Raw genomic sequence first — 22,937 nt, 5'->3', positions numbered from 1 at the left:
GTGGATTGTGAAACATAGATAAACGGGAAATGGGTTGAAACTGACACATCGCGACATTGAAACGCTTCTGGTTGCTAACATTAACAGGCGCAATCTCATCATTATGGGTGTGGTTGTCCTTTCACTGGCCCTCAGCGGATTCTGGTTATATTCCGCCGAACGCCAGCGAAACCTGCTGAACACGCAAACTAACCGTATACAGCGGGAGGTCTATCTTTGGAGTAGTCACTTTCAGGGGTTGCCACAGGTTATTGGCCAGTATCCTATTGTTCGGGAGTTACTCACGGCGCCCGATCAGAAAAAACAGGATGCGGCTAATTTCTTTCTGCTGCAGTTAACCGACACGCTGGGCGTAAATTTTGCCTACGTATTCGATGAAAACGGCAAAGTACTGGCGGCCAGCAACTTCTATAACGAATTAAATTTCATTGATGACGACTACAGCTTCCGGCCCTATGTGCTAAGCGCCATTAAAGGTGATAACGGGAGCTTCATGGCGGTGGGAATAAAAACCCGCAAACGGGGCTTTTATTTTTCTGCCCCTGTCAGAGAGAACGGCAATATCATCGGTGGTGTGGCACTGAAGGTGAATATCGATTTCCTGTCTACCATTCAGGTAGAAAAAACCACCGACTTACTATTCCTCGACGAAAAAAATATCGTTTTCTATTCTGGGTCTGGGCGCTTTGAAGAAAAAGGGTTATCAACGCTTAGCGATAAAGATATAACGCAGCTTGATTATGAACAGCGATTTAACGACAAACCTATCGAAGTTATCCGTAATCAACCGGTTTTAAATACCGGTTTAAGTGAAGGCATGCTACTGAAGTCAGGTAAAACTCAGGCCTATTTTAGTGGATACAAATTACCCATTCCGGGGCTATCCTGGTCGGTGATGAGTATTTCAGACTATAAATACCGCGTGATGTTTGTCGCTCAGATGACCGGCATAACCATGCTGACCTACTTCGCCATCGCGGCTTTTTTAATGGTGTACCGCGGGCGACGACGTCATCATCAGGAAATTGCTGCACTGAATAATTCTCTGGAGATCCGGGTTCAGCAGCTAGCGGCTAACCTTACCCGTAAAAATGAAGAGCTGGAGCTGTCGCTTGATCACTATAAACGCACCCAGACTGAGCTGGAGAACACCCAGTCTGAACTGATTCAAACCGCCAAACTGGCGGTATTAGGTGAAATGGCTGCAGGGATAAACCACGAATTGAACCAGCCGCTACAAGCGCTCATCGCCTATTCTCAGAATGGTAAGAAGTTCATCGAGCGGGATAAAATTGAGCTGGCAGAGAAAAATTTAGAAGAAATTGCCAACATTGCCGCTACGATGGCAGAAACCGTAGCCAAATTTAAGATTTTTTCCCGCCGCGCCAAGCCAGACAGCCGCAAAGCGTTCATTGGCGAAATTCTGGATAACGTATCGGCGATCATCATGCCGCAAATTCAGAAACAACAGATTGATTACCAGATCGATAATCAAGCCACTGACCAGATGATAAACTGCGAGCCCGTAATGATTGGTCAGGTATTGGTTAATCTGATATCGAATGCGGCGCAAGCATTGGAAGACACACCTGATGCACGCATTGTCGTTAACATTTCAGACTGTGACGAATGGATGCTGATCACGGTTACTGACAACGGGCCCGGTATGGACAGCGATGTAATGGCAAACCTGTTCGAACCTTTTTTTACCACCAAAGAGAAAGGTCTCGGTTTAGGGTTAACTATATCAAGGCGTATTGTTGAGTCACAAAATGGTACCCTTACTGTAAAAGCGGTAGAGCCAAACGGCACCGCCTTTACCATCACACTTCTCAAAGAGCTGCATGGAGATAATACGTGAGTGCGTTAAAAGTAATGATTGTTGACGATGAAAAGCACGTTCGTGAATCACTTCAACAAACACTTACCCTGGAAGATTTTGATATTGAAGCCTGCGAAAGCGCGCAGGAAGCACTAAAAATTATTGAAGCGAACTGGGAAGGCATTGTCATCACCGACATTAACATGCCGCACATGAATGGCGTAGAGTTACTTGAGCGCATTCAGGCCATCGACAGCGATATTCCGGTGATTGTGCTAACCGGTCACGGCAATGTGTCGCTGGCCGTAGAAGCCATGAGACTGGGCGCTTACGATTTTCTTGAGAAGCCTTTTTCTGTCGACATTCTACTGGAAACGGTTCACCGGGCAGTGGAAAAGCGCACTCTGACCCTGGAAAACCGTAGCCTGCGCAGGGAACTGGAAGCCTCGGAATTACCTGGCCCGCGAATTATTGGCCGTAGTTCCGGCGTGGTAAAAATGCGGGCGTTGCTGGATAAAGTAAAAGACACCCCGGCAGACGTACTCATTAACGGCGAAACCGGCACCGGTAAAGAGTTGGTCGCCCGTTATCTTCACCATCACAGCAAACGTCGTCAGAAGCCTTTCGTGGCGATTAACTGTGGTGCGCTACCGGAAACCATCATCGAAAGTGAACTGTTCGGACACGAACCCGGCGCATTCACCGGCGCTAACAAGAAGCGTGTAGGTAAATTTGAGTACGCCAACGGCGGCACCCTGATGCTGGATGAAATCGAAAGTATGCCACTGAACCTGCAAACCAAACTGTTGCGGGTGCTGGAAGAACGTAAGGTAGAGCCCTTAGGTTCGAATAAGCAAATTCCGCTGGATATCCGTATTATTGCGGCCACCAAAGAAGATTTACGTGAGCTTTCTGACAAAGGTGAGTTCCGTTCTGACCTGTATTATCGTCTGAACGTGATTCAGGTAGATATTCCCGCCCTGCGCAACCGCAAATCTGACATACCCTTGCTGTTCGAACACTTCATGGCCATGGCCGCATACCGTTATGGCGCGGAGATGCCGAGTTTATCGGAAGCCCATGCTCATGCCCTTCAGAATAACGACTGGCCCGGTAACGTGCGGGAACTGCGCAACGTGGCCGACTGCTTTACTCTGTTAGGCGAATCAAGGGCTTTTGGTGAAATGGCGGACAGCAGCGATTTTTCGGGTGGGCATTTAACACTTACCGAACAAATGGACCATTTTGAAGAATCAGTGATCCGAAACTCCCTCAATAGCCATAATGGTGTACTTAAAGATGTTCAAGCCAGTCTCGGCATTGGACGTAAAACCCTGTACGAAAAGATGAAAAAATTCGACATCGATAAAAGCCAGTTTAAGTAACATTTTCCATGCATTGCGCCGGGTCACCGGCTCAACGTATGTACCGACAACCACACATTTGCCTTTTTAAACGTGTGGTTGTCCACCCATTTCAATTGCTCAATTTTCACCCTTTAAAATAAAGTCCATATCTTTCATTGCGTTAACATCATTTAACATTCTGGCATCCTCTTTGCCATAGGAGGTTACGTTTCGTTAATGAGATAACAACATGAGGCAATTTATAAACAAAGCGGAAGATGCACTCATCGGCATCCTGCTTGTACTGACAACATTGTTAGTGTTTATCGAAGTCGTATTGCGATTCGGCTTTGACACAGGTTTACACTGGTCGCAGGAAGTGACTTCCATATTAGTGGGTTGGATGGTTCTGCTAGGTGCCTCATGGGCGCTGCGTGAACGTGCTCACATCGGCGTTGATTTTCTGCTGGAAAAATTCTCTGAAAAAGTTCGCCCTTGGATAGTCGCTATCGGCTGTCTGGCGAGCCTGACTTACTGCGTACTAATTGGCTACGGCGGCTACGTGTACTTAAGCAAGATGAAGTTAATTGGGCTGGAACTCGACGACCTTCCGGTACCAAAGTGGATTGCCTACTCAGTCATGGTCATCGGCTTCGTGTTACTGGGTTACCGTATTCTGGAAATCCTGTTCAACATCATCCGCGGCAAAGAAGACACCTTCCATGTGCATCAAGCTAATGATGTCAGCAAAGCATTCGACGAATCTGAGGAGATGAAGTAATGACTGCCCTCGCCCTGTTTGCCTGTTTATTTATTTTGATGTTCATTGGCGTACCTGTTGCAATTTCGCTGGGTTTGTCGTCACTACTCACTATTTTATTTTTCACTAACGATTCACTGGCCTCTGTGGCCCTGAAGATGTTTGAGTCGGTTTCCGAGCACTACACACTGCTTGCTATTCCGTTCTTCATTTTATCTTCTTCGTTCCTTTCAACCGGTGGTGTAGCCCGTCGTCTTATCGACTTCGCCATCGCTTCTGTTGGTCACGTTCGCGGTGGCCTGGCAATGGCATCGGTTCTGGCTTGTATGCTGTTTGCTGCGGTATCGGGTTCTTCACCAGCAACGGTAGCAGCTATCGGTTCAATCGTACTGGTGGGTATGGCGCGTAGCGGATATCCTCTTGATTTTGCCGCCGGTACTATTTCTACCGCTGGTACGCTGGGTATTCTTATTCCTCCTTCTATCGTAATGCTGGTGTACGCGTCTGCCACTGAAGTATCTGCAGCACGTATGTTCGAAGCCGGTGTTATTCCTGGTCTGTTGATGGGCCTGAGCCTGATGGTGGTTATTTACATCGTAGCGATTAAAAAGAACCTGCCTTCTCAGCCGTTCCCAGGTGTTCGCACGCTAATGAGCACCGGTGCCCGCGCAATGGGTGGATTAATGCTCATCATCCTGGTACTGGGTTCTATCTATGGCGGTGTTGCTAGTCCAACTGAAGCCGCTGCGGTTGCTGCCGTGTACGCTTACCTGGTGTGCGTATGGGTTTACCGTGATGTGGGCCCGCTGAAAGGCGTGAAGTGGCGCAACGAAGGTGAAAACCTGGGCGTAGCCCTGATGCGCAACATTATCGCTCTGCCGGTTGCCATCGTGAAATCTGCGTTCGATCAGGAAGTGGGCAAGATGATTAAAGAATCAGCCCGTGTAAGTGTGGTTCTGCTGTTCGTAATTGCTAACGCGATGCTGTTCGCTTACGTACTGACTACCGAGCAAATTCCTCACGGTATCGCCTCTACATTGGTTGAATGGGGTCTGCCAGCCTGGGCGTTTCTGATTTTAGTGAATATTCTGCTGCTGGTTGCCGGTAACTTCATGGAACCAAGTGCGATCATTATGATCATGGCACCAATTCTGTTCCCGATTGCCATGCAACTGGGTATCGACCCAATCCACTTCGGTATCATCATGGTAGTGAACATGGAGCTGGGCATGCTAACACCGCCGGTGGGTCTGAACCTGTTCGTAACGTCAGGTATTACCGGAAAGAGTATGCTGTGGACCATCAAGGCCTGTGCGCCGTGGTTAGGTCTGATGCTTATCTTCCTGGCCATGATCACCTACATTCCGGCCATCTCGCTCTTCCTGCCTGAGATGCTGCACTGATAAATCGTTAATGGGGGTCTTTCGACCCCCTTCTCGTCACACATTTCTGTTGGAAACATCATGACTACCAAATCAAACAGTAAAAAACGACTGTTTACCCATTACGCGGGTTTTAATCTGCTGGAAATCCCGTTGCTGAACAAGGGCACGGCGTTTTCTGAAAAAGAGCGTTGGGACTTCAACCTCACCGGCCTTATCCCGCCCCGTTTCGAGTCGATTGAAGAACAGACACGTCGGGCCTACATGCAATACTCCAGTTTCAGCGACCCGATTAACAAGCACATTTATTTGCGCGCTATTCAGGATCGTAACGAAACCTTGTTTTACTCGCTGCTGAACCAGTATTTGGACGAGATGATGCCTATCATCTACACGCCTACCGTGGGCGCAGCCTGTGAACGCTTCTCCGATATTTACCGTCATAACCGTGGCTTGTTCCTCGCCTATCGCGACAAAGACCGCCTTGACGAAGTACTGCGCAATGCGCCAAAACGAAACGTAAAAGTGATCGTTATCACCGACGGCGAGCGCATTCTTGGCCTTGGCGATCAGGGTATTGGCGGTATGGGCATTCCTATCGGTAAGCTCTCACTGTACACCGCCTGTGGTGGTATCAGCCCGGCTTACACGCTGCCTATCACGCTGGACGTGGGTACCAATAACCAGAAGCTGCTGGACGACCCCTTCTACATGGGTAATCGTCATGAGCGTATCGATCAGGCATCCTATGACGAGTTCGTGGATCTGGCGATGAAAGCCATTGCCCGTCGCTGGCCTGACGCATTGATCCAGTTTGAAGATTTTGCACAGCCAAACGCCATGCCACTGCTGAAACGTTACCGTGACACCTATCGCTGTTTCAACGACGACATTCAAGGCACCGCATCTGTGGCGCTGGGCACACTGATTGCTGCCTGTTACCGTAAAGAAGAAATTCTGCAGAACCAGCGCGTGGTGATCACCGGGGCCGGAAGTGCTGGCTGTGGTATTGCAGAACAAATCATCAGCTACATGGTGTCGAACGGCTTAAGCGAAGAAGAAGCTCGGGATCGCCTCTACATGGTAGACCGTTTTGGTCTTGTTACCGAATCCACCCCTGACTTACGTGACTTCCAATTGCCCTTGGCGCGTAAAGAAGCAAGTCTTACCGAGTGGAGCTATAGCGGCGAATACCCAACGCTGCTGGATGTTATTAACTGTGCGAAACCTACCATTTTGATTGGGGTTTCTGGTCAGCCTAACCTGTTCCCTGAGCAAGTTATTCACGCCATGAGCACCGTGAACGAACGCCCTATAATCTTCCCGCTGAGTAACCCGGTTTCTCAGGTAGAAGCGACGCCAGAAAACATCTACGAATGGTCTGAAGGCCGCGCCATTGTTGCCACCGGCAGCCCGTTCGCAGCAGTAGAATATGATGGTGAGAAACGCACAGTAAGCCAGTGTAACAACGCCTACATTTTCCCGGGCATTGGTTTGGGTGTGGTGTCTGCACGCATTAATCGTATCTCTGATGAAATGCTACTTACCGCTGCCGATACGCTGGCAGAATGGTCTAACCGCACCATCAAGGATAAGTCAGCACTGCTGCCGCCATTAACGGAGCTGCAAGCACTGAGTAAAGAAATGGCATTTAATGTGGCGAAAGTCGCACAGATGCAAAACCTGTGTTCGCCGATTTCCGATGATGACTTGCGTGCTGTCATCGAAGCCAACTTCTGGAAACCGGAATACCGGGAGTACCTGCGTACTACGCCTTAGTAAATTCTTCTGCTAGTTTGATGTGTGAGCTATACGTCTCCCCTTCGGCTCACACATCCTTTCATCGCTTTATCGGGCTATTCTTCCCTCTTCGGCATATACGCCAGACATTCCAGTTCAACAAGCGCATTTGCAGGTAAACCATTTGAAGCAAAAGCGCTACGCGCTGGCAAACGATCAGACTCAAAGAATGAAACATAGATTTTGTTGAACGCAGGCCAGTTAGCCATGTCGTCAATCATCACCGTACATTTAAACACATCGGCACTTGTCAGATTAAATTCAGACAGTGTAGACGACAGGTTCGTCATCAACTGCGTCATCTGAGTACCAAAATCATCAGAAAGGCCGCCTTTCCCCATCCCCAGCAGGCCAGAAATATATAGCGTATTGTTCACCTGAACGGCTTTCGAATAAGGTGCGCCTGTTGATTTTGGAAAGTATACAGGCCCGGACGATGCACTTGCCGCTACAGATGCCACAGATAAACAAAGTGCTGTAATAATAACTTTAAGAGTAGATTTCACGATTTTCCCTGAATTAATAATGCATCATCATTAATCTACAGAAAAAAAATCAGTCCGGCATCATCAAATCTTCATCCCAGTCATAGTCATAAACGTGGATGGACTGCCCCACCAGTTTCCATTCATTGTCGAAACGCTCGAGCAGTCGAATTTCATAGGTATAGGTTTTGTCGCCATCGGCCGCAGTAGATACCTCGTTGTGGCTTACCCACGCAGAATCGCCCACCACACTAAAGCGATAATCTGAATGTTCAAACGTGCCTCCCTGTCCTGCCGCACCCGGGGGCGGCGAAACCATTATCTGCGGAGGAATATCTCTGACGGCACCATTCACTTCCGACACAAGAATTCGGCTATAGGGTTGAATGTTCCAGCACTCGGCATGCGCCTCTAAATCGCCTAGCCGCCAACTCGTCGACTCCTTTTCAAGTAAAGCGATGATTTCTGCTTCATCAGTGGTGTAGCTTCCATAAGCTGAAGTGCTTATGGCTAAAAGCCCAGCAATTACAAACTTCATTGTTCGTCTCCCACTTTATTAACAATTAATTAAAAATAGCGAGAACCATGGACTTTGTCACTATTAATTCGATTAAAATTCCGTCATCAACCTACAGATATTCCAGTCCATTTTGCCTATTCGCTTCAGGTTTCCCGCGCTGCAGCCGTTAATAATGAAGAAAGCTTAACTACAAATCGGGTAAAAAGCAGACTAACTGAGTATGTGTAAGCATAACCACACAGTGCTGGGTTTGTTTTAGACTGAACGGGTTAAATAGATGTGTTCAGGGAAACTTTTCGAGAGAAGGTAATGAATTCGGCGATGACGAAGCAATCGGGTTTCACGCTTATCGAACTTATTCTGGTGATCATCCTGCTGGGTGTGCTGTCTGTGACAGCCCTGCCAAGATTTGTCGATCTTTCGGGTGAAGCCAATGCTGCCGTATTGAAAACAATGGCAGGCACCCTTCGCTCAACCGCTAACATTGCTCACACCAAAGCCATTATTGCCCGTCGAAATGGCGGCTTTACCAATGGATTTGATTTTGACGGCGTGTACTTCGATAAAGGCTATCCTCTTGGCACATCCTTTGGAGACAGTGACGGCGTGCCTGAAATTCTGGAGCTGGTTGAATATGGCTCCAACGATTTTACCATTGCCGAAAACTTCAACGGCCAGTCAATCAGCGGCGAATTAACCCGGGAAATGTATATCACCACCAGAAATCGCATGGCCAGTGGTGCGGGGCACACGCAAATTGCAGGAAGTGGATGCTACGTGTCTTACGAAACATATGTTGATGCTTACAAAGCGCCTGAAATTATTGTGGATTTGTCGGGTTGCTGATGCAAACAAAAAAGGGCCTGCACGGCCCTCTTCTATAAATTTAAGCTGTTGCTTATCGTTGCGCGCGGCGGCTGTACGCCAGACCGGCTAACATCATTAGCACAACACCAAAGGTAGAAGGCTCAGACACCGTAGTCGCAACTGCTGTTGCAGTCAGCGTATAATCAAACGCACCAAAGCTGAAACCTTCATTTCCACCTACTGCCAACGTATACCAGCCTGCATCCAATAAACCCGCTGCCAGTTCGTTGTCACCAGCGCCAGGCAGTAACGCGTCCGTTCCGGTTACATAGGTTAACGCGGTACCGGCAAAATCGAAGAAGTCACCGCTGTTATCAAAAAGAAAGCCCGGATCCATCATAATCTCGCCGGTATATAAGCTCATTCCCATCGACGTGAAAACGGTTTCCAGCGAGAAGCTCACATCGGTATCTGCAGTAAGCTCGAAGGTGTAAAAATCAATTTCTGCGGTATCGCCGTTTAACCAGCCACTTTCGTCAGAAAAAGAGCCGGTTGCCGTTCCTGGTACGTCAAGAGACAAAATGGCGGCGTTGGCTTGTACAGCTACCAGCAAAGACGCGAGTAATACTAAAACTTTCATGACTATTCCTTAAGTGTAAAAGGGGGCTGACTCTGCCCCCGGATTTTTAATTTGCTAAAAAGCTTATAACGCGCCGTTTTCCCACGGGCCGGTAATGGCAAACGTAACGCCCGGCGACTGGATGTTTACAAACAACCAGCGACCATAAAAACATGCACCACACCATTCACGGCTGGTAAAGCTGCGACGTGCAGAACCATCAAATGACTCACCTACGCTGTCGGTAAAACCAGATGCAACGCCCGGATACACTTCGTCAATTACCGCTAAGTCGCCTTGGTCCAACGCGATACGGTTTTCACAGAAGGTGAAGGTTTCGCCGCCCTGCGTTAAACCCACCAGACGCTTAGGATCAGAACCACCGTCTTCACACATCAGAATGCTACCGCGAGGGCTAACGGCAATGTTGTCTGGACCATCAACTTCGGAGGTGCTGGTAGATTCAAATACCACGGTAAGTAACTGACGGCGGGGGTCGAAGCAGAAAATCTGACCCAGACCTGCGGCACCGCCAGAGGTGGATACAAAATAGATTTTGCCATCGTCATACCAGCAACCTTCACCGCGAAGAATAATCGCAGCGTCGGTTGCCTGGCTGAAACAGCTTTCATTGAAAGCGTCAGGATCAGGAATTTCCTGCCAAGTTACATCGTAAGTAGCGCCTTCAACCAAACCACCACGCAAATCAACCCGAGGTGTGTTGTTCACAACCATGGCGTACAGTGTGCCGCCAGACTTCAGATCGCCCCATGCGCCAGCAGGTTCAAATTTATAAAAAGCGGAGCTACCTGTGTCTTCAGTCATGTAAACGAAGGCTGTGGCAGGGTCTACCGCAACCGCTTCGTGAGTAAAGCGACCCATTTCACGAATAGGTTGACCGTCTGAAATACCGAATCCTGGTACTTCGAAGATGTAGCCGTGAGGAATATCCTGCGCAAACTGATAGGTTTCTTCACAAGATAACCAGGTGCCCCAAGGCGTTGCACCGCCAGCACAGTTACGAATTGTGCCGCCAAGGCTGTTGTAAGACGATAAGAATTGACCGTTTACTACGTCGAAAAGTACGTTTGTGGTGCCGCCGTACTGCGCTGAGTTGTAGATACCACGACCACGTAATGGGTCACATTTGTGGCCTTCGCCTTCGCTCAATTCATGGTTGCGTACCAGGCACACAATGTTCTGCTTCGCAGCCACAACAGCCATGCCATCGTGATCAGTGGGTGTAGGGTTGCGGTCAGATTGGATTTGACCTGTCCAACCATAAGAGGTGTATTCGAAGCCTTCAGGCAGAGCCAACAGCTCTAAACCTGTTGCTTTACATGCCTTTGGCGTGAGCGGCCCATACGATGAAGAAAACGGCAGCGTTGCCGCCTTTGCAGATAACGACGCCAGCGCCGTACTTGCTGCGACCACTGAACCACCTTTAACAAAATCACGACGATTGACCGCCGGCTGGATAGCATTCATCCCGGTTGTATCTTTAGACATTTTTTGCACCTGTATAATTTGGTTTTTAATGTTTGGAACCCCGAACCTCTACGGGGACAACTTCCCGGTCTTGCCAGCCAATAAGGTAAGGTGGAAAAATGACACTTCGTCGTCATTTTATTGACGATTAAAAGAACAAATAATGACAGATGATTTACTTGCTTACACAGCGCAACCTTCAGAAAAAAAACACCGAATAAATAATGTGTTAGGAAGTTAGCTACGCAGTTACTGTTTCATTTTCTGCGGCTTTTTTCTCGGTGAGCGAGACCAGATAAACTGAGATTTCATAAAGCAGCACGATGGGTGTGCCCAGTGCTATTTGCGATATTAAATCCGGCGGCGTTATAAACGCGGCCACCAGGAAAATCATCACGATGGCATGACGTCGGTAGTGCCGCAGCGTCTGCGCAGTCACAATGCCAGTTTTTGCCAAAATGAGTAGAAATACAGGTAGTTCAAAGCTCAATCCGAATGCCAGAATCAGTTTAATCACCAGTGAAAGGTATTCGCTCACTTTCGCTTCAAGTTCGACTCTGATTGCCTCATTGCCGCCGGCAGTTTCAAAACTCATAAAGAACTGCCACGCCATGGGCATAACCACGTAAAAGGCGAGCGCTGCACCGGCAATAAACAATACAGGTGTCATCAGGAATAGCGGCATAAAGCTCTTTTTCTCGTGGGCATACATACCAGGCGCAAGAAATCGCCATATCTGAATGAGAATAAGCGGTATGGAGAAAAATAGAGCAGTAAAAAAGGCCAGCTTCAGATAGGTGAAAAAGGCTTCTTGTAGCCCCGTATAGATCATACGGCGTTGGCTGTTTGCACCGAATTGCTCAAGTAGAGGCTGCTGCAAGAAGTGATAAATGTCAGCAGAGAAATAGTAACCCAAACCGAACATCACCATAAAAAACGCCAGACAATAAAGCAGTCGCGTGCGAAGCTCGATGAGGTGGTTGAGTAAGGGAGCCGTAGACTTATTGATCTGTTCGTCATTCATTGCCCGACTCCTTCGCAGCGCGCGCTTCTTCAGCCTGCCTGCGTGCATCGTCAATTCTGCTACGACGCTCTGCATGTTGCTCTGCGGTCATTGAACCCGGCGTGTAATCCGTCGGTAAGTTTCTTATTTCCTCGGGCAGAAAGGCTTTCCAGCTTTCATCACCAGGCTGCGCTTTTCCGTTCACAATGTTCACTTCTTTTGTGAGCTGGTTCATGCTGCCTTGCATGTCAGCATACATCCGCTTGATCTTGGCAGTGAATCGACCGAACAACTGGAACATTTCAGGCAAGTCTTTTGGCCCAATGATAATAAGGGCCAACACAGCCACGAAGAACAGTTCGGTCCAACTCAAATCAAGCATTTTTTTGCTCTACCGAAGCGGGTTGCGTGTTTATTTCATCGATACCGGCTGTGGCTTTTTCCGCATTCTGATTGGTTGCCAGCGTAGCGTTTTCTTCGTCTTTTATGCCCTGCTTGAAGTTGCGAATGCCTGCCGCGACATCGCCCATCAGTGTAGGAATGCGACCCCGACCGAACAGCAAAATAACCACTAGCAATACCAACAGCAGTTGCCACATATTCACGCCCATGCTCTGTCTCCTTAATATTTTTTCGACAGTCATGTTGGGAGCAAAATATGACCGGACCATGACGATTAAGTGAACACTTGATGAGATTTTCACTGTTTATCGAAATCGAATTAGCGCTGTGAGCCGACCACTAAACCCAGACTTGTTTTGCACTTGCCCCCAATTATGTGATGTTATAACATCTTTCGCCGTTCATTCCCTGGCTAAGATAAACTTAATATATGAAAAAGCAGTTTTTACTTTCATTACTCGCCGTATCAACCAGCGTAGCGGCGCAACAAAACACTTCACAGAGCACTTCACAAAAAAACGATGACATCGAGCACGTTGAAGTAAAAAAGCACTACCAGCCCTATCGCGGTAACGTGCCGCTTATCGACACACCACAGGCAATCGACCGCATAAGCGCGGAAACGCTGAATAATGAAGGTATTACCCGATTTCTCGACGCACTTGATTTTAGCCCTACTATCGTTCGACAAAACGCTTCGGGCGGTTTGTTTGATAGTTTTGCCGTGCGCGGTTTTTCTGGTGATGAGAACAACCCTACTGGCTACCTGATCAACGGATTTAATACCCGCGGCTACAGCGGCAATCGCAGCACGGTTAATATTCAAACTATCGAAGTGATGAAAGGTCCTGGCTCTGCGTTATACGGCCAGGGAGAACCCGGCGGCACGATTAACGTGATCACGAAAAAGCCGCAGTTTGAAGAACAAGGTTACGTGCAAGGTACCGTTGGAAACTACAATAAAAAGCAAGTTGAGTTCGATTACACCAATGCCCTTAACAACGACATGGCGTACCGCCTGAACGGTTCCTATGAAGATTCGGACACCTACAGAGACCATGTATTCTTCAAAAATCTGAACATTAATCCGTCTTTCATCTGGAATATCTCTGAAGCCACCAGCATGAGCTATCAGATGGAGATTCTCGACCAGGAAAAACCACTGGATCGAGGCGTTTTTGTACTTAACGGCGACTTTGATGCCGTTGAACCTGAAAGCTTCTATGGCGACATCCGCGACGGCGCCCATGAAGTGAAAGCGTTTGGACACCAGTTAGTACTTAACCATGAACTGAATCCCGATTGGCACCTGCTGAGTGGTGTCGCATTCCGCGACTCTTCGATGAAAGGTCAGTCTTCTGATACCGAGCTGTCTAGCGGTCGTCAGCTGTTGTTTACTGATCCGAATATTTTATCCAGACAACGCCGTACCCGAGATTACGAAGCGCAGGATTTATCTCTGCGATTGGAGCTAAGCGGCGAGTTCAGTACCGGTAGCTTAGTGAACAATGTGCTGTTCGGTCTGGACTATTACAACTACGATATCGACACAGACTATCGCAGATGGCGCACGGCCTGGGGTGCTGGCGATACCACTTACAGCATTGATCCGAACAACCCGGATTACACTATTTTCCGGCCAGAAGTATCTCCCACCACGCTTACGGCTGAAGAGCAGCAAGGTCTTGGTTTTTATGCACAAGACTTAATTGAACTCACCGAAAAAGCTACCTTATTGATAGGCTTCCGTGTAGATAAGTTCGAGCAGGAAATTACTAACTTCCTCGCCGAAACGCCAGAGCCGCAGAAGCAGGATCAGACCGCGTTTACCCCACGTTTTGGCTTTACCTACGAAGTTACCGAAAATCTGAATTTGTATACCAGCTATGCCGAAGGCTTCCGTCCGAATCCAGGTCTGGATTCCGACAGAAATGCCTTTGACCCGGAAGAAACCACGTCGTATGAAGTGGGGGCAAAATGGGAAAATGTCGCCGACATGTTTTCCGGTAGTCTGGCAATCTTCAACGCCGAAAAAACTAACATGCTAACAGCAGAACCGAATACGGGTTTCTCCGCCACCTTGGGTGAAGTTGAAAGTCAGGGCGTCGAGTTCCAGATGACAACCGATTTAACCGCGTCCACTCGTATTGATGTGTCCTACGCGTATACCGACGCAAAAACCGCAAACGAAGTGAACAATCTTGACTGGGGCGTGCCGATCCCAAAAGGTTCCCGACTAATAAACATTGCTAAGCACTCGGGCTTTATCTCGCTGAACCACTATACCGAAGTCATGGCGAAAGACGCCTTCGTTGGTGTAACAGTGCGTTACGTGGGCGACCGCCTTGGACAAACCACCGACCCAGACTACATTCTGCCGTCTTACACGTTGGTGAATTTGTCAGGTTCGGTAAACCTCACCAATCAGCTATCGGTGAAGCTTGATGTGAACAACCTGTTTGATGAGGAATATTTCGAGAATTCTTATCATGCATTATGGACCATGCCAGGCTCGCCAGTTAACTACAGCGTAAGCGTGAAATATCAGTTCTGATGCACTTAAAATAGCATTGAAATTGGGCCGGTGATGTTGCCAACAACGTCACTGGCCTGCATACGGCCTCACCGAAAAACACAATAAATGCAACATAATTGTAACTTTTATCACCACTCCCTTTATTCTCTCCTTTTACCGTAACTCACTGATACGATTGCATTTGCAGATTTAAGGTTCGCTTCATTCTGCGCCTAAACGCTTATCCGAACGTTCTGATCCCGGTACGAACTTGTAACCAACTGAATTCTCGTTTTTTATTCACCTTGTAAGACGTTAGTACAACTGACAGGGGCATAAGTCTGAAAGCAGGGAAACTACTCGCCACATCGTGCAACCGAACGTTCGGTTAAACGCCTGAAGGCACTTTTATCGATTGATTTAGTAACAGGCACTCGTTACTATCCCTATGACTTATTAACAATATTATTACAACAGTCATAATCAGAGAGTCATGGATAAAACGCTCTTCAACCTGCATGATTTGGTGCTTCTCCTTATCGCTTTCGAATGTCTGGCGGTAGCGATTTACATAGGATTTAATCGCGCCAAAGGCAGCTTCCCTACCAGTTTGCTAATCGCATTTTTTGTTGTGCATGCCTGTATTGCACTGCATGAACTTGTGCTTTGGGGAAGCTCAGTGAGGTACTGGGTACTTGAATCTTCACCAAACTACTTTTTCACGCTTAACTTTGCATACTGGCTCGATGGCCCTTTGCTGTTTCTTTTTTCATGCGCCATCACACAAAAGAAATTTACGTTGCAGCGATGGCACAGTGCGTTGCTATTACCGGTGCTGATATTTGGAATATTTATCTATCTGCATTTTTACGCTCTGCCCCACGAGACCAAGGTCACACTGATCAGAAATTACAGTTTTGCCGACTTTGATTACGTGTTTGTGGACTTAATCGCCAAAATCGCCCGGGTCGGCTTTAGTCTTTATGCCGTGGCAGTGGTAAGCAGGGCCGATGAGCAAGTAAAAGAGCGATTTAATATTCCAGCCTGGCTACCAAAAGTGTTGATGGTACTTGCGGGCATTATGGCTTGGGAAACCATGCTAAGCGGTATCAAGGTATATCATGCTATGTACGGGTTCCCTTACTACGAACTGGTGGAGTTCATTGGGCTGGCATCGTATTACATGCAGTTCGTGTTGTTCAACGCAGTAATTTTTATGGCGGCGTCTCATTTCCTGAGAACACAGCCAATAAAAGTAAAAACCGTAAATAAAGAGCCGGTAAGTGAAGCCGTTATTGAACGCCTTGAAAGCACCATGGAAACGGAGCGGCCCTATCTGAACCAGAACCTCTCTTTTGAGCGGCTGGCAGAGAAGCTGGATATTCCGGTGAAGGAACTTTCAAACGCCATAAACCGGCACTACGAAGTGAATTTTTACGAGTTCATCAACAATTATCGCATCCAGGAAGCCCGCAGGATGCTTGAAGATCCGGCAGAAAATGACAAAAGCATCACCAATATTTTTTACGATGCCGGATTCAACAGCAAGTCGGTGTACAACACGCTGTTTAAGAAAAAATTTAATAAAACGCCGAGTCAGTATCGCAGTGAATGCAAACTCAGGCTGGCCAGGCAAAGTGCATAGCTAAGGAATAAGTGTAACTGAATCACTCCCCTGACACTGTGCAGCAGTTTTAGGGAAGTAAGATGCAGGACACCACCCAAATTACATCGGTTGTTATTGTTGGCGGAGGCAGTGCAGGCTGGCTTACCGCCGCATTGTTGGCCGCACAACACAGCGCCGATATACAAGTTACACTCGTTGAGTCTCCGGATGTCCCCTTACTTGGTGTTGGCGAAGGTACCTGGCCCACGATGCGTGGTACCCTACAAAAAATAGGCATCGACGAGGTCACTTTTCTTCACGCATGTCACGCCTCATTCAAACAGGGAACACACTTTCGCCAGTGGCGGACGGGCAACAGCAACGACGAGTATTACCATCCTTTCAGCCTGCCTTTTAATTACTTTGACACCGATTGCGCAGCATGGTGGCAGCGAGAAGCGAGCCAGTCCAGTTTCGCCCATGCGGTTACCACCCAAAGTACGGTTTGCGATCATTTCCTGGCGCCCAAGCAGGTAGAAACGCCGCCTTTTGCCGGTGTATTGAATTACGGTTATCACCTGGATGCCAGCCAGTTTGCACAACTACTGAAAATTCACGCCATTTCAAAATTGGGTGTCACCCATGTTGTTGATCATGTCGAGCGTATTATTGCTGCGCCAGGCAACGCCATACAGGGACTGACGTTGAAATCTGGCAAACAGATCAAAGGCGATTTATTTGTAGACTGCAGCGGCTTTTCAGCACGATTAATTGGCGAGCATTTTGGAGAGCCGCTTTTATCTTGTAAGGCACAACTGCCTAACGATAGCGCTGTCGCTTTGCAATGCGCCTATACACAAAGCGATACAGACATCCCATCGGTTACTCGCTCTACGGCACAAGCAAACGGCTGGATTTGGGACATTGCGCTAACAAACCGGCGCGGCGTTGGTCATGTTTTTAGTAGCGAATACAGCTCTGAAGATGACGCCATTAATGCGCTGCAAAGATACATTTTAGCGGATAGCGCTTTAGCACCTAAATCAAGGGATGACATTGCGCAACAAGCCCGCCTGTTTCGTTTTCAACCTGGCTATCGCCAACGCCCCTGGATACAAAACTGTATTGCTATTGGTACCGCTTCGGGCTTTCTCGAACCCCTTGAAGCCTCTGCGCTGGTCATGACAGAGTTAGCCGCCTCGCACCTCGCTGAACGTCTTCCCCGATACCATTATCAACTGCCGGCCGCAGCGCGACAATTTAATCGGGAATTCAGTACTAAATGGCCGCGTATAGTCGACTTCCTCAAGCTGCATTATGTGTTAAGCGAACGCAGAGACAGCGAATATTGGCGAAAAGTAACCAACATGAGTGACTGCTCAGAACAGCTGTGTGACTGGCTGACGTTATGGAAAACCCGTTCGCCCAGTGCTGCTGACTTTAGCTTTCGAGAGGAAATATTTCCCGCAGCCAGTTACCTCTATGTGCTTTATGGCATGGGGTTTACAACGGATTTCCAGCATTCTGTCGGCGCCCTTCAACATCACCAACAGCAAACCTTTAAACAACAAGAGCAGCATAAATTGCTTCAACAGTATCTGGCCGGATTGCCAGGCAACCGGGCACTTCTCAGTCAATTAACACAAGTTGCAGTAACTTCAGGTAAACACCATGAACAATAATAAGAAACAGCGCGTTGTTATCGCCGGCGGAGGCACTGCAGGCTGGATGGCAGCAGCAGCCCTTTCTCGCTTATTACATAATCGGGTAGAGGTTACCCTGATAGAAAGCAGTGACATTGGTACAGTTGGTGTGGGCGAAGCCACCATCCCAACGCTAACGTTCTTTCATCGCCTGCTGAAAATTGACGAAAAATCCTTTATGGCCGCCACCAATGCCACCTTCAAACTTGGGATCAATTTTGAAAACTGGAAAACCACCAGCGACGCCTACTTGCATGCCTTTGGCGCAACGGGAAAAGATTGCTGGGCAGCCGGATTCCAACATTTCTGGACAAGAGGGAGGCAGCTGGGCCTAAGCGATGACTTCGGCGCATACTGTTTAGAGCGTGTTGCTGCAGAACAGGGAAAATTTGCGCATTTACCTCAAAACGGCCTTAACTACGCCTATCACTTGGATGCCAGTAAATACGCGATGTTCCTGCGCAACCTCGCCGAGCAAGCTGGGATCAGACGCTTCGATGCCCGAATAGCACAAGTGGCAACGCGAGAAGACAATGGCTACATCCGTCATCTGCAATTGGATAATGGAGAAAAAATAGAAGGGGACTTATTCATTGATTGCACCGGGTTTCGTGGCTTACTAATCGAAGAAACCCTACACACAGGCTACGAAGAATGGTCGCATTGGTTGCTTTGCGACAGTGCCGTTGCCGTGCAAACAGAAAGTGTTAGCTTACCGTTGCCCTATACCCGCAGTATCGCCCATAAAGATGGCTGGCAATGGCGCATACCACTACAAACACGAGTGGGTAACGGCTTAGTATTTTGTAGTAAGTATCTTTCTGAGCGCGATGCGATCACGCGGCTTACTGACAATATTGATGGCGCACCTCTTAACCCGCCGCGGGTGATTAAGTTCCGGCCAGGCAGACGCATAAAACAATGGAACCGTAATTGCGTATCGTTAGGCCTGGCCAGCGGTTTTATCGAGCCCCTTGAATCGACCAGCATCCACCTTATTCAGCAGGGTATTGTGCGGCTTCTCAGAATGTTTCCCCACGACGAAATCAGGCCAGCCATCGTGGATGAGTTTAACCGTCAAAGTGTGGATGAAATCGAGCATATTCGCGATTTTATTATTCTTCACTATCACGTGACAGCGCGAACTGATTCCGCATTCTGGCGACATTGCCGACACATGGATATACCGGAAACGCTCGCTCAGCGCCTACAAATTTTCCGAGAAAGCGGTCAAATCCACCGAAAAGCCAATGAGCTATTCGATGATTCCTGGCAACAAGTAATGATTGGTCAGGGTTTATTACCCGAGGGCTATCATCCCATTGCAGATATGATGAGTGAACAGGAACTCAAGGAATTTCTTAGTCATATCAAAGGGAACGTTGATCGCACAGTCAACCACCTCCCTCCCCACCATGTGTATTTAAAGACCCGGGCTTAGCAATATTGAAAAAAGAACGTTCTATTCCCTGATCAGAACGTTCGTATTCGCGGATTTTTCACCATTAAAACGACTTATTTTTTGCGCAAGCGTACTCTCCGCCATGCTTTTCAAAAATGTTAATGAAAGGTTTAAAAATTGAGTGCAACACGGGCACAACACATAGGCTTACGCAGGGAGAAAATAATGAAAACTCGCCCCTTTAATAAAAACAGGATTGCCCTTTCGGTATCGCTGATTTTAGGTTCGGCGATGATCACCAGCACACACGCTCAGGAAGCAGACACTGACGATGCCGTTGAGGTTATTGAAGTCAGTGGTATTCGTGGCAGTATGATTCGCGCCATGGATTTGAAACGCTCAGCGGATGGTATCGTCGAAGCCATATCAGCAGAAGATATCGGGAAATTCCCCGACACCAACCTGGCCGAGTCACTGCAAAGGATTACCGGTGTTTCTATAGACCGTTCTGACGGTGAAGGTAGCCGCGTCACCATTCGCGGATTCGGTGCCGACCGCAACCTAGTACTGCTAAACGGCAGACAAATGCCAACCCCAACCCGCTCTTTTGACTTTGCCGATTTGGCATCTGAAGGGGTGAGTACAGTAGAAGTATATAAAACCGGACGCGCTTCTATCGCGACTGGCGGCCTTGGTGGCACAGTAAACATTATCACTCCCCGACCGCTGGCAAACCCAGGCCGGCAGGCAACGTTTGGCTTTAAAGCCGTGAATGACGACTCCACGCAGAAAGGCGACAAGTGGACACCGGAACTTTCCGGTCTATACTCTGAAACCTTCATGGACGATAAATTCGGCATCGCACTAACCGGCAGCTACCAAAAGCGTGACAGCGGCAACAGCAATGCCTCGGTTGCCTCGGGTTGGCGTTCGTTTATATCCGGTCAGGATGAAGGCGGCTGGGGTAATCTTCCCGCAGAAGACCCTGATAATTCGTATCTGAATAAGCCTGCCGATGGCGTGACTTACGCTGTACCTCAGAACCTGGTGTACCAGTTTAATGAAGCGTATCGCACCCGGGTGAATGGCCAGCTTACGTTGGAATATCAGGCTACCGACAAACTGAAAACCCGTTTGGACTACACCTACTCAGAGCGCAGTATCGACCGAGAGCTCACCGATATGTCGACCTGGTTCTCGTTCAACTACAACAATGCGACCATGGTGTGGTCAGATCCCAATGAAGAAGGTATCTCTTATCCCATCCAATATCAGGATACCGATAACTTCAGCGCGGATGCCGCTCGTGGTGCGGGTACTGGCATTAACTCTGGTAGAGGATTCTCCTCCACTAAAAATACCAATAACTCAGTGGGTCTTAATCTTGAGTATCAGGTGAATGATAACCTGATGGTAGAACTGGATTATCACGACGCCTCGGCTAAACATGAACCAAACAGCCCATACGGTAGCTGGGGTTCACTGGCAATGATTTCCAACAACCGTATCCGTACGACGGTGGATTTTTCTCAGGTACTACCTGTGCTCAGCATCGAATATCCTGAAGGCGTTGATGGATTTGAGCCAGAAGACATGATTGGCGCAGGGAGTAACTTCGGAAACAACCACGAGCGCACCGATCTAGAGCAAATTCAGGCCAGTGGTAAGTATTATTTTGACGCCGGCATTATTGAGAGTATTGATTTTGGTATTTCACAAACAGAAACCAATAATCACTCTAAATATGCCAGCGCAACACGCGGCACCTGGAGCGGTGTGGGCGAGCCCGAAGACTGGGAAGACAGCTGGTTCACCCAGCGCTCACTTGGCGATATGTTTGACAATATTCCAGGGCATAGTGACCCCGATTTAGAACCTTACTATATCGATTGGGACTTCGAACAAATTGCCGAATTTACCGCAGCCAACTTTTACAACGAGAATGATATTGAGTGGCCTTGTGGCCCACGCTTCTGTGGCGGCACCAATTACACCACAGACCGGTATACTGATGAAAAAATGCAGGCCGCTTATGTGCAAGCTAATCTGGTATTCGATATTGGCGACATGCCGGCAGAAATCATCACCGGTGTGCGGTACGAGAAAACCAAAACCCATGCATCAGCATTGGTACCTAGCTACGACGGTATTTCCTGGAGCAGCACCAATGAATTAGTACTGCAGCCCACGGGCGAATCGGTTTTTACCGATGAATACGGTGAATACAGTAATTGGCTACCTAGCATCGACTTTAAAGTTGATCTGACAGACGATTTGGTTGCCCGGGCTTCATTCAGTAAAACCATTTCCCGCCCAAGTTACGGCGATATGCAGGGTGGTAAAACCCTGGGCGGACAAATTACTACCATTCAAGGTAGTGGTTCACGGGGCAACCCCGCCCTATTGCCATTGGAATCCACCAACTACGACTTATCGCTGGAATGGTATTACGACGAAGCCAGCTACGCCGCAGTGGGCTGGTTCAATAAAGACGTAACCAACTTTGTCGGCCGTCGCACCATAACCGAAACGGCGTTTGATCTGCGCAACCCGGCACAAGGGCCAAGATCTGATGCAGCACGAGCCGCCGGCTTCACTGGCAACGCTGAAATTCGTCAGTACATTCTGGATAACTATCTCGACAGCGATCCGAATGTGTACCTAAACGAGCACGGCGACGTGGTGATTGACGCCAGCCCGGAAGACGACCTGGCTCAGTTCGAAATCAATATTCCCTTTAACCAGCGCGATAACAACGTGAATGGCTGGGAAGTAGCGATTCAGCACATGTTCTGGGACTCTGGATTTGGCGTGAACGTGAACGGCACCATGGTTGACGGCGACCTCTACTACGACAACGCGTCGATGGAGCCGCAATATGCCCTTACCGGCTTGAGCGACTCGGCAAACTTCATCGCTTTTTACGAGAACGATAAGCTGTCTATTCGTGTTGCCTATAACTGGCGAGACAAATTCCTTGCCTGGATTGGGGATGGCTCTGGCGACAACCCAGTTTACACCGAGGCATACGGCCAGTGGGACGTAAACATGAGTTACGACGTTACCGAAAACCTTACCGTTTTTGCGGAAGGCATTAACCTGACCAACGAGTACCAGCGCCAGCACGGCCGACATGAACAAATGCTGATTAACCTCAGACAATCATCGCCGCGCTACAACCTCGGTATGCGTTACACCTTTTAAGCCATAGCAATGAGCCCAGCGCTGCACGAAGAGCATTCCCAACCACCCCGCTCTTCGTGCGGTTTTTTTGCGT

The 22,937-nt window shown here is 48.4% G+C and carries 18 protein-coding genes; 11 read left to right on the top strand and 7 right to left on the bottom strand.

The genetic code is table 11. The features are described from left to right. Positions 1-34 precede the first annotated feature (34 nt). From ACXAFQ_RS06200 to ACXAFQ_RS06180, 5 genes are all read left to right on the top strand, one after another. Positions 35-1,861 carry a sensor histidine kinase gene (locus tag ACXAFQ_RS06200; protein ID WP_474818815.1) on the top strand — a complete coding sequence of 609 codons (1,827 nt, stop codon included), beginning with the start codon at positions 35-37 and terminating at the stop codon, positions 1,859-1,861. A gap of 14 nt (positions 1,862-1,875) precedes the next feature. Further along, on the top strand, positions 1,876-3,207 hold the full coding sequence (locus ACXAFQ_RS06195; RefSeq protein WP_474819274.1) for a sigma-54-dependent transcriptional regulator: 1,332 nt from the start codon (positions 1,876-1,878) through the stop codon (positions 3,205-3,207). Positions 3,208-3,418: 211 nt separating this feature from the next. After that, positions 3,419-3,949: a TRAP transporter small permease gene (locus ACXAFQ_RS06190; RefSeq protein WP_474818814.1), complete on the top strand. Its 531-nt coding sequence runs from the start codon at positions 3,419-3,421 to the stop codon at positions 3,947-3,949. Next, a complete protein-coding gene (locus tag ACXAFQ_RS06185) occupies positions 3,949-5,331 on the top strand; it encodes a TRAP transporter large permease (RefSeq protein ID WP_474818813.1) in 1,383 nt (460 codons plus the stop codon). The genes ACXAFQ_RS06190 and ACXAFQ_RS06185 overlap by 1 nt, the downstream gene beginning before the upstream one ends. Before the next feature lie 60 nt (positions 5,332-5,391). Then, positions 5,392-7,089, top strand: coding sequence for an NAD-dependent malic enzyme (locus ACXAFQ_RS06180; protein WP_474818812.1), 1,698 nt, complete (start codon positions 5,392-5,394; stop codon positions 7,087-7,089). A 77-nt stretch (positions 7,090-7,166) separates the two neighbouring features. Here ACXAFQ_RS06180 and ACXAFQ_RS06175 read toward each other — a convergent pair whose 3' ends face one another. Both ACXAFQ_RS06175 and ACXAFQ_RS06170 read right to left on the bottom strand, forming a co-directional pair. Next, positions 7,167-7,616, bottom strand: a complete 450-nt coding sequence (locus ACXAFQ_RS06175) for a RidA family protein (RefSeq protein ID WP_474818811.1) — start codon at positions 7,614-7,616, stop codon at positions 7,167-7,169. Positions 7,617-7,665: 49 nt separating this feature from the next. Beyond that, entirely contained in the window at positions 7,666-8,133 is a 468-nt protein-coding gene (locus ACXAFQ_RS06170; RefSeq protein WP_474818810.1) for a hypothetical protein, read from the bottom strand. 303 nt (positions 8,134-8,436) lie between these two features. Here ACXAFQ_RS06170 and ACXAFQ_RS06165 point away from each other — a divergent pair, with 303 nt between their 5' ends. Further along, on the top strand, positions 8,437-8,961 hold the full coding sequence (locus ACXAFQ_RS06165; protein ID WP_474818809.1) for a prepilin-type N-terminal cleavage/methylation domain-containing protein: 525 nt from the start codon (positions 8,437-8,439) through the stop codon (positions 8,959-8,961). Positions 8,962-9,013: 52 nt separating this feature from the next. Here ACXAFQ_RS06165 and ACXAFQ_RS06160 read toward each other — a convergent pair whose 3' ends face one another. The 5 genes from ACXAFQ_RS06160 to tatA form a co-directional block, all read right to left on the bottom strand. Continuing rightward, positions 9,014-9,562, bottom strand: a complete 549-nt coding sequence (locus ACXAFQ_RS06160; RefSeq protein ID WP_474818808.1) for a hypothetical protein — start codon at positions 9,560-9,562, stop codon at positions 9,014-9,016. Between the two features lie 63 nt (positions 9,563-9,625). Then, positions 9,626-11,050: an alkaline phosphatase PhoX gene (locus ACXAFQ_RS06155; protein WP_474818807.1), complete on the bottom strand. Its 1,425-nt coding sequence runs from the start codon at positions 11,048-11,050 to the stop codon at positions 9,626-9,628. A 220-nt stretch (positions 11,051-11,270) separates the two neighbouring features. Beyond that, positions 11,271-12,053, bottom strand: a complete 783-nt coding sequence (gene tatC / locus ACXAFQ_RS06150; RefSeq protein WP_474818806.1) for a twin-arginine translocase subunit TatC — start codon at positions 12,051-12,053, stop codon at positions 11,271-11,273. Continuing rightward, complete coding sequence (locus ACXAFQ_RS06145) at positions 12,046-12,414, bottom strand: Sec-independent protein translocase subunit TatA/TatB (protein ID WP_474818805.1); 369 nt, start codon at positions 12,412-12,414, stop codon at positions 12,046-12,048. The genes tatC and ACXAFQ_RS06145 overlap by 8 nt, the downstream gene beginning before the upstream one ends. Then, the gene (tatA, locus tag ACXAFQ_RS06140; RefSeq protein WP_474818804.1) at positions 12,407-12,643 is read right to left on the bottom strand and encodes a twin-arginine translocase TatA/TatE family subunit; all 237 of its coding nucleotides are present in this window, start codon (positions 12,641-12,643) and stop codon (positions 12,407-12,409) included. The genes ACXAFQ_RS06145 and tatA overlap by 8 nt, the downstream gene beginning before the upstream one ends. 221 nt (positions 12,644-12,864) lie before the next feature. Between tatA and ACXAFQ_RS06135 the strand changes: the two genes are divergently transcribed. The 5 genes from ACXAFQ_RS06135 to ACXAFQ_RS06115 all read left to right on the top strand — a co-directional run bounded on the left by ACXAFQ_RS06135 (position 12,865) and on the right by ACXAFQ_RS06115 (position 22,864). Next, positions 12,865-14,988, top strand: coding sequence for a TonB-dependent siderophore receptor (locus tag ACXAFQ_RS06135; RefSeq protein ID WP_474818803.1), 2,124 nt, complete (start codon positions 12,865-12,867; stop codon positions 14,986-14,988). 454 nt (positions 14,989-15,442) lie between these two features. Next, positions 15,443-16,594 (top strand): helix-turn-helix domain-containing protein, encoded by a 1,152-nt coding sequence (locus ACXAFQ_RS06130; RefSeq protein ID WP_474818802.1) that lies wholly within the window; start codon positions 15,443-15,445, stop codon positions 16,592-16,594. 62 nt (positions 16,595-16,656) lie between these two features. Further along, positions 16,657-18,237: a tryptophan halogenase family protein gene (locus ACXAFQ_RS06125; RefSeq protein WP_474818801.1), complete on the top strand. Its 1,581-nt coding sequence runs from the start codon at positions 16,657-16,659 to the stop codon at positions 18,235-18,237. After that, the gene (locus tag ACXAFQ_RS06120; protein WP_474818800.1) at positions 18,227-19,699 is read left to right on the top strand and encodes a tryptophan halogenase family protein; all 1,473 of its coding nucleotides are present in this window, start codon (positions 18,227-18,229) and stop codon (positions 19,697-19,699) included. Before ACXAFQ_RS06125 ends, ACXAFQ_RS06120 begins: the two co-directional genes overlap by 11 nt. 186 nt (positions 19,700-19,885) lie before the next feature. Continuing rightward, the gene (locus ACXAFQ_RS06115) at positions 19,886-22,864 is read left to right on the top strand and encodes a TonB-dependent receptor (protein WP_474818799.1); all 2,979 of its coding nucleotides are present in this window, start codon (positions 19,886-19,888) and stop codon (positions 22,862-22,864) included. Positions 22,865-22,937: the final 73 nt, after the last annotated feature.

The sequence above is a fragment of the Alteromonas sp. ABH2_165 genome, from assembly GCF_056159945.1.
This window is presented reverse-complemented; position numbering and strand designations above follow the sequence as displayed.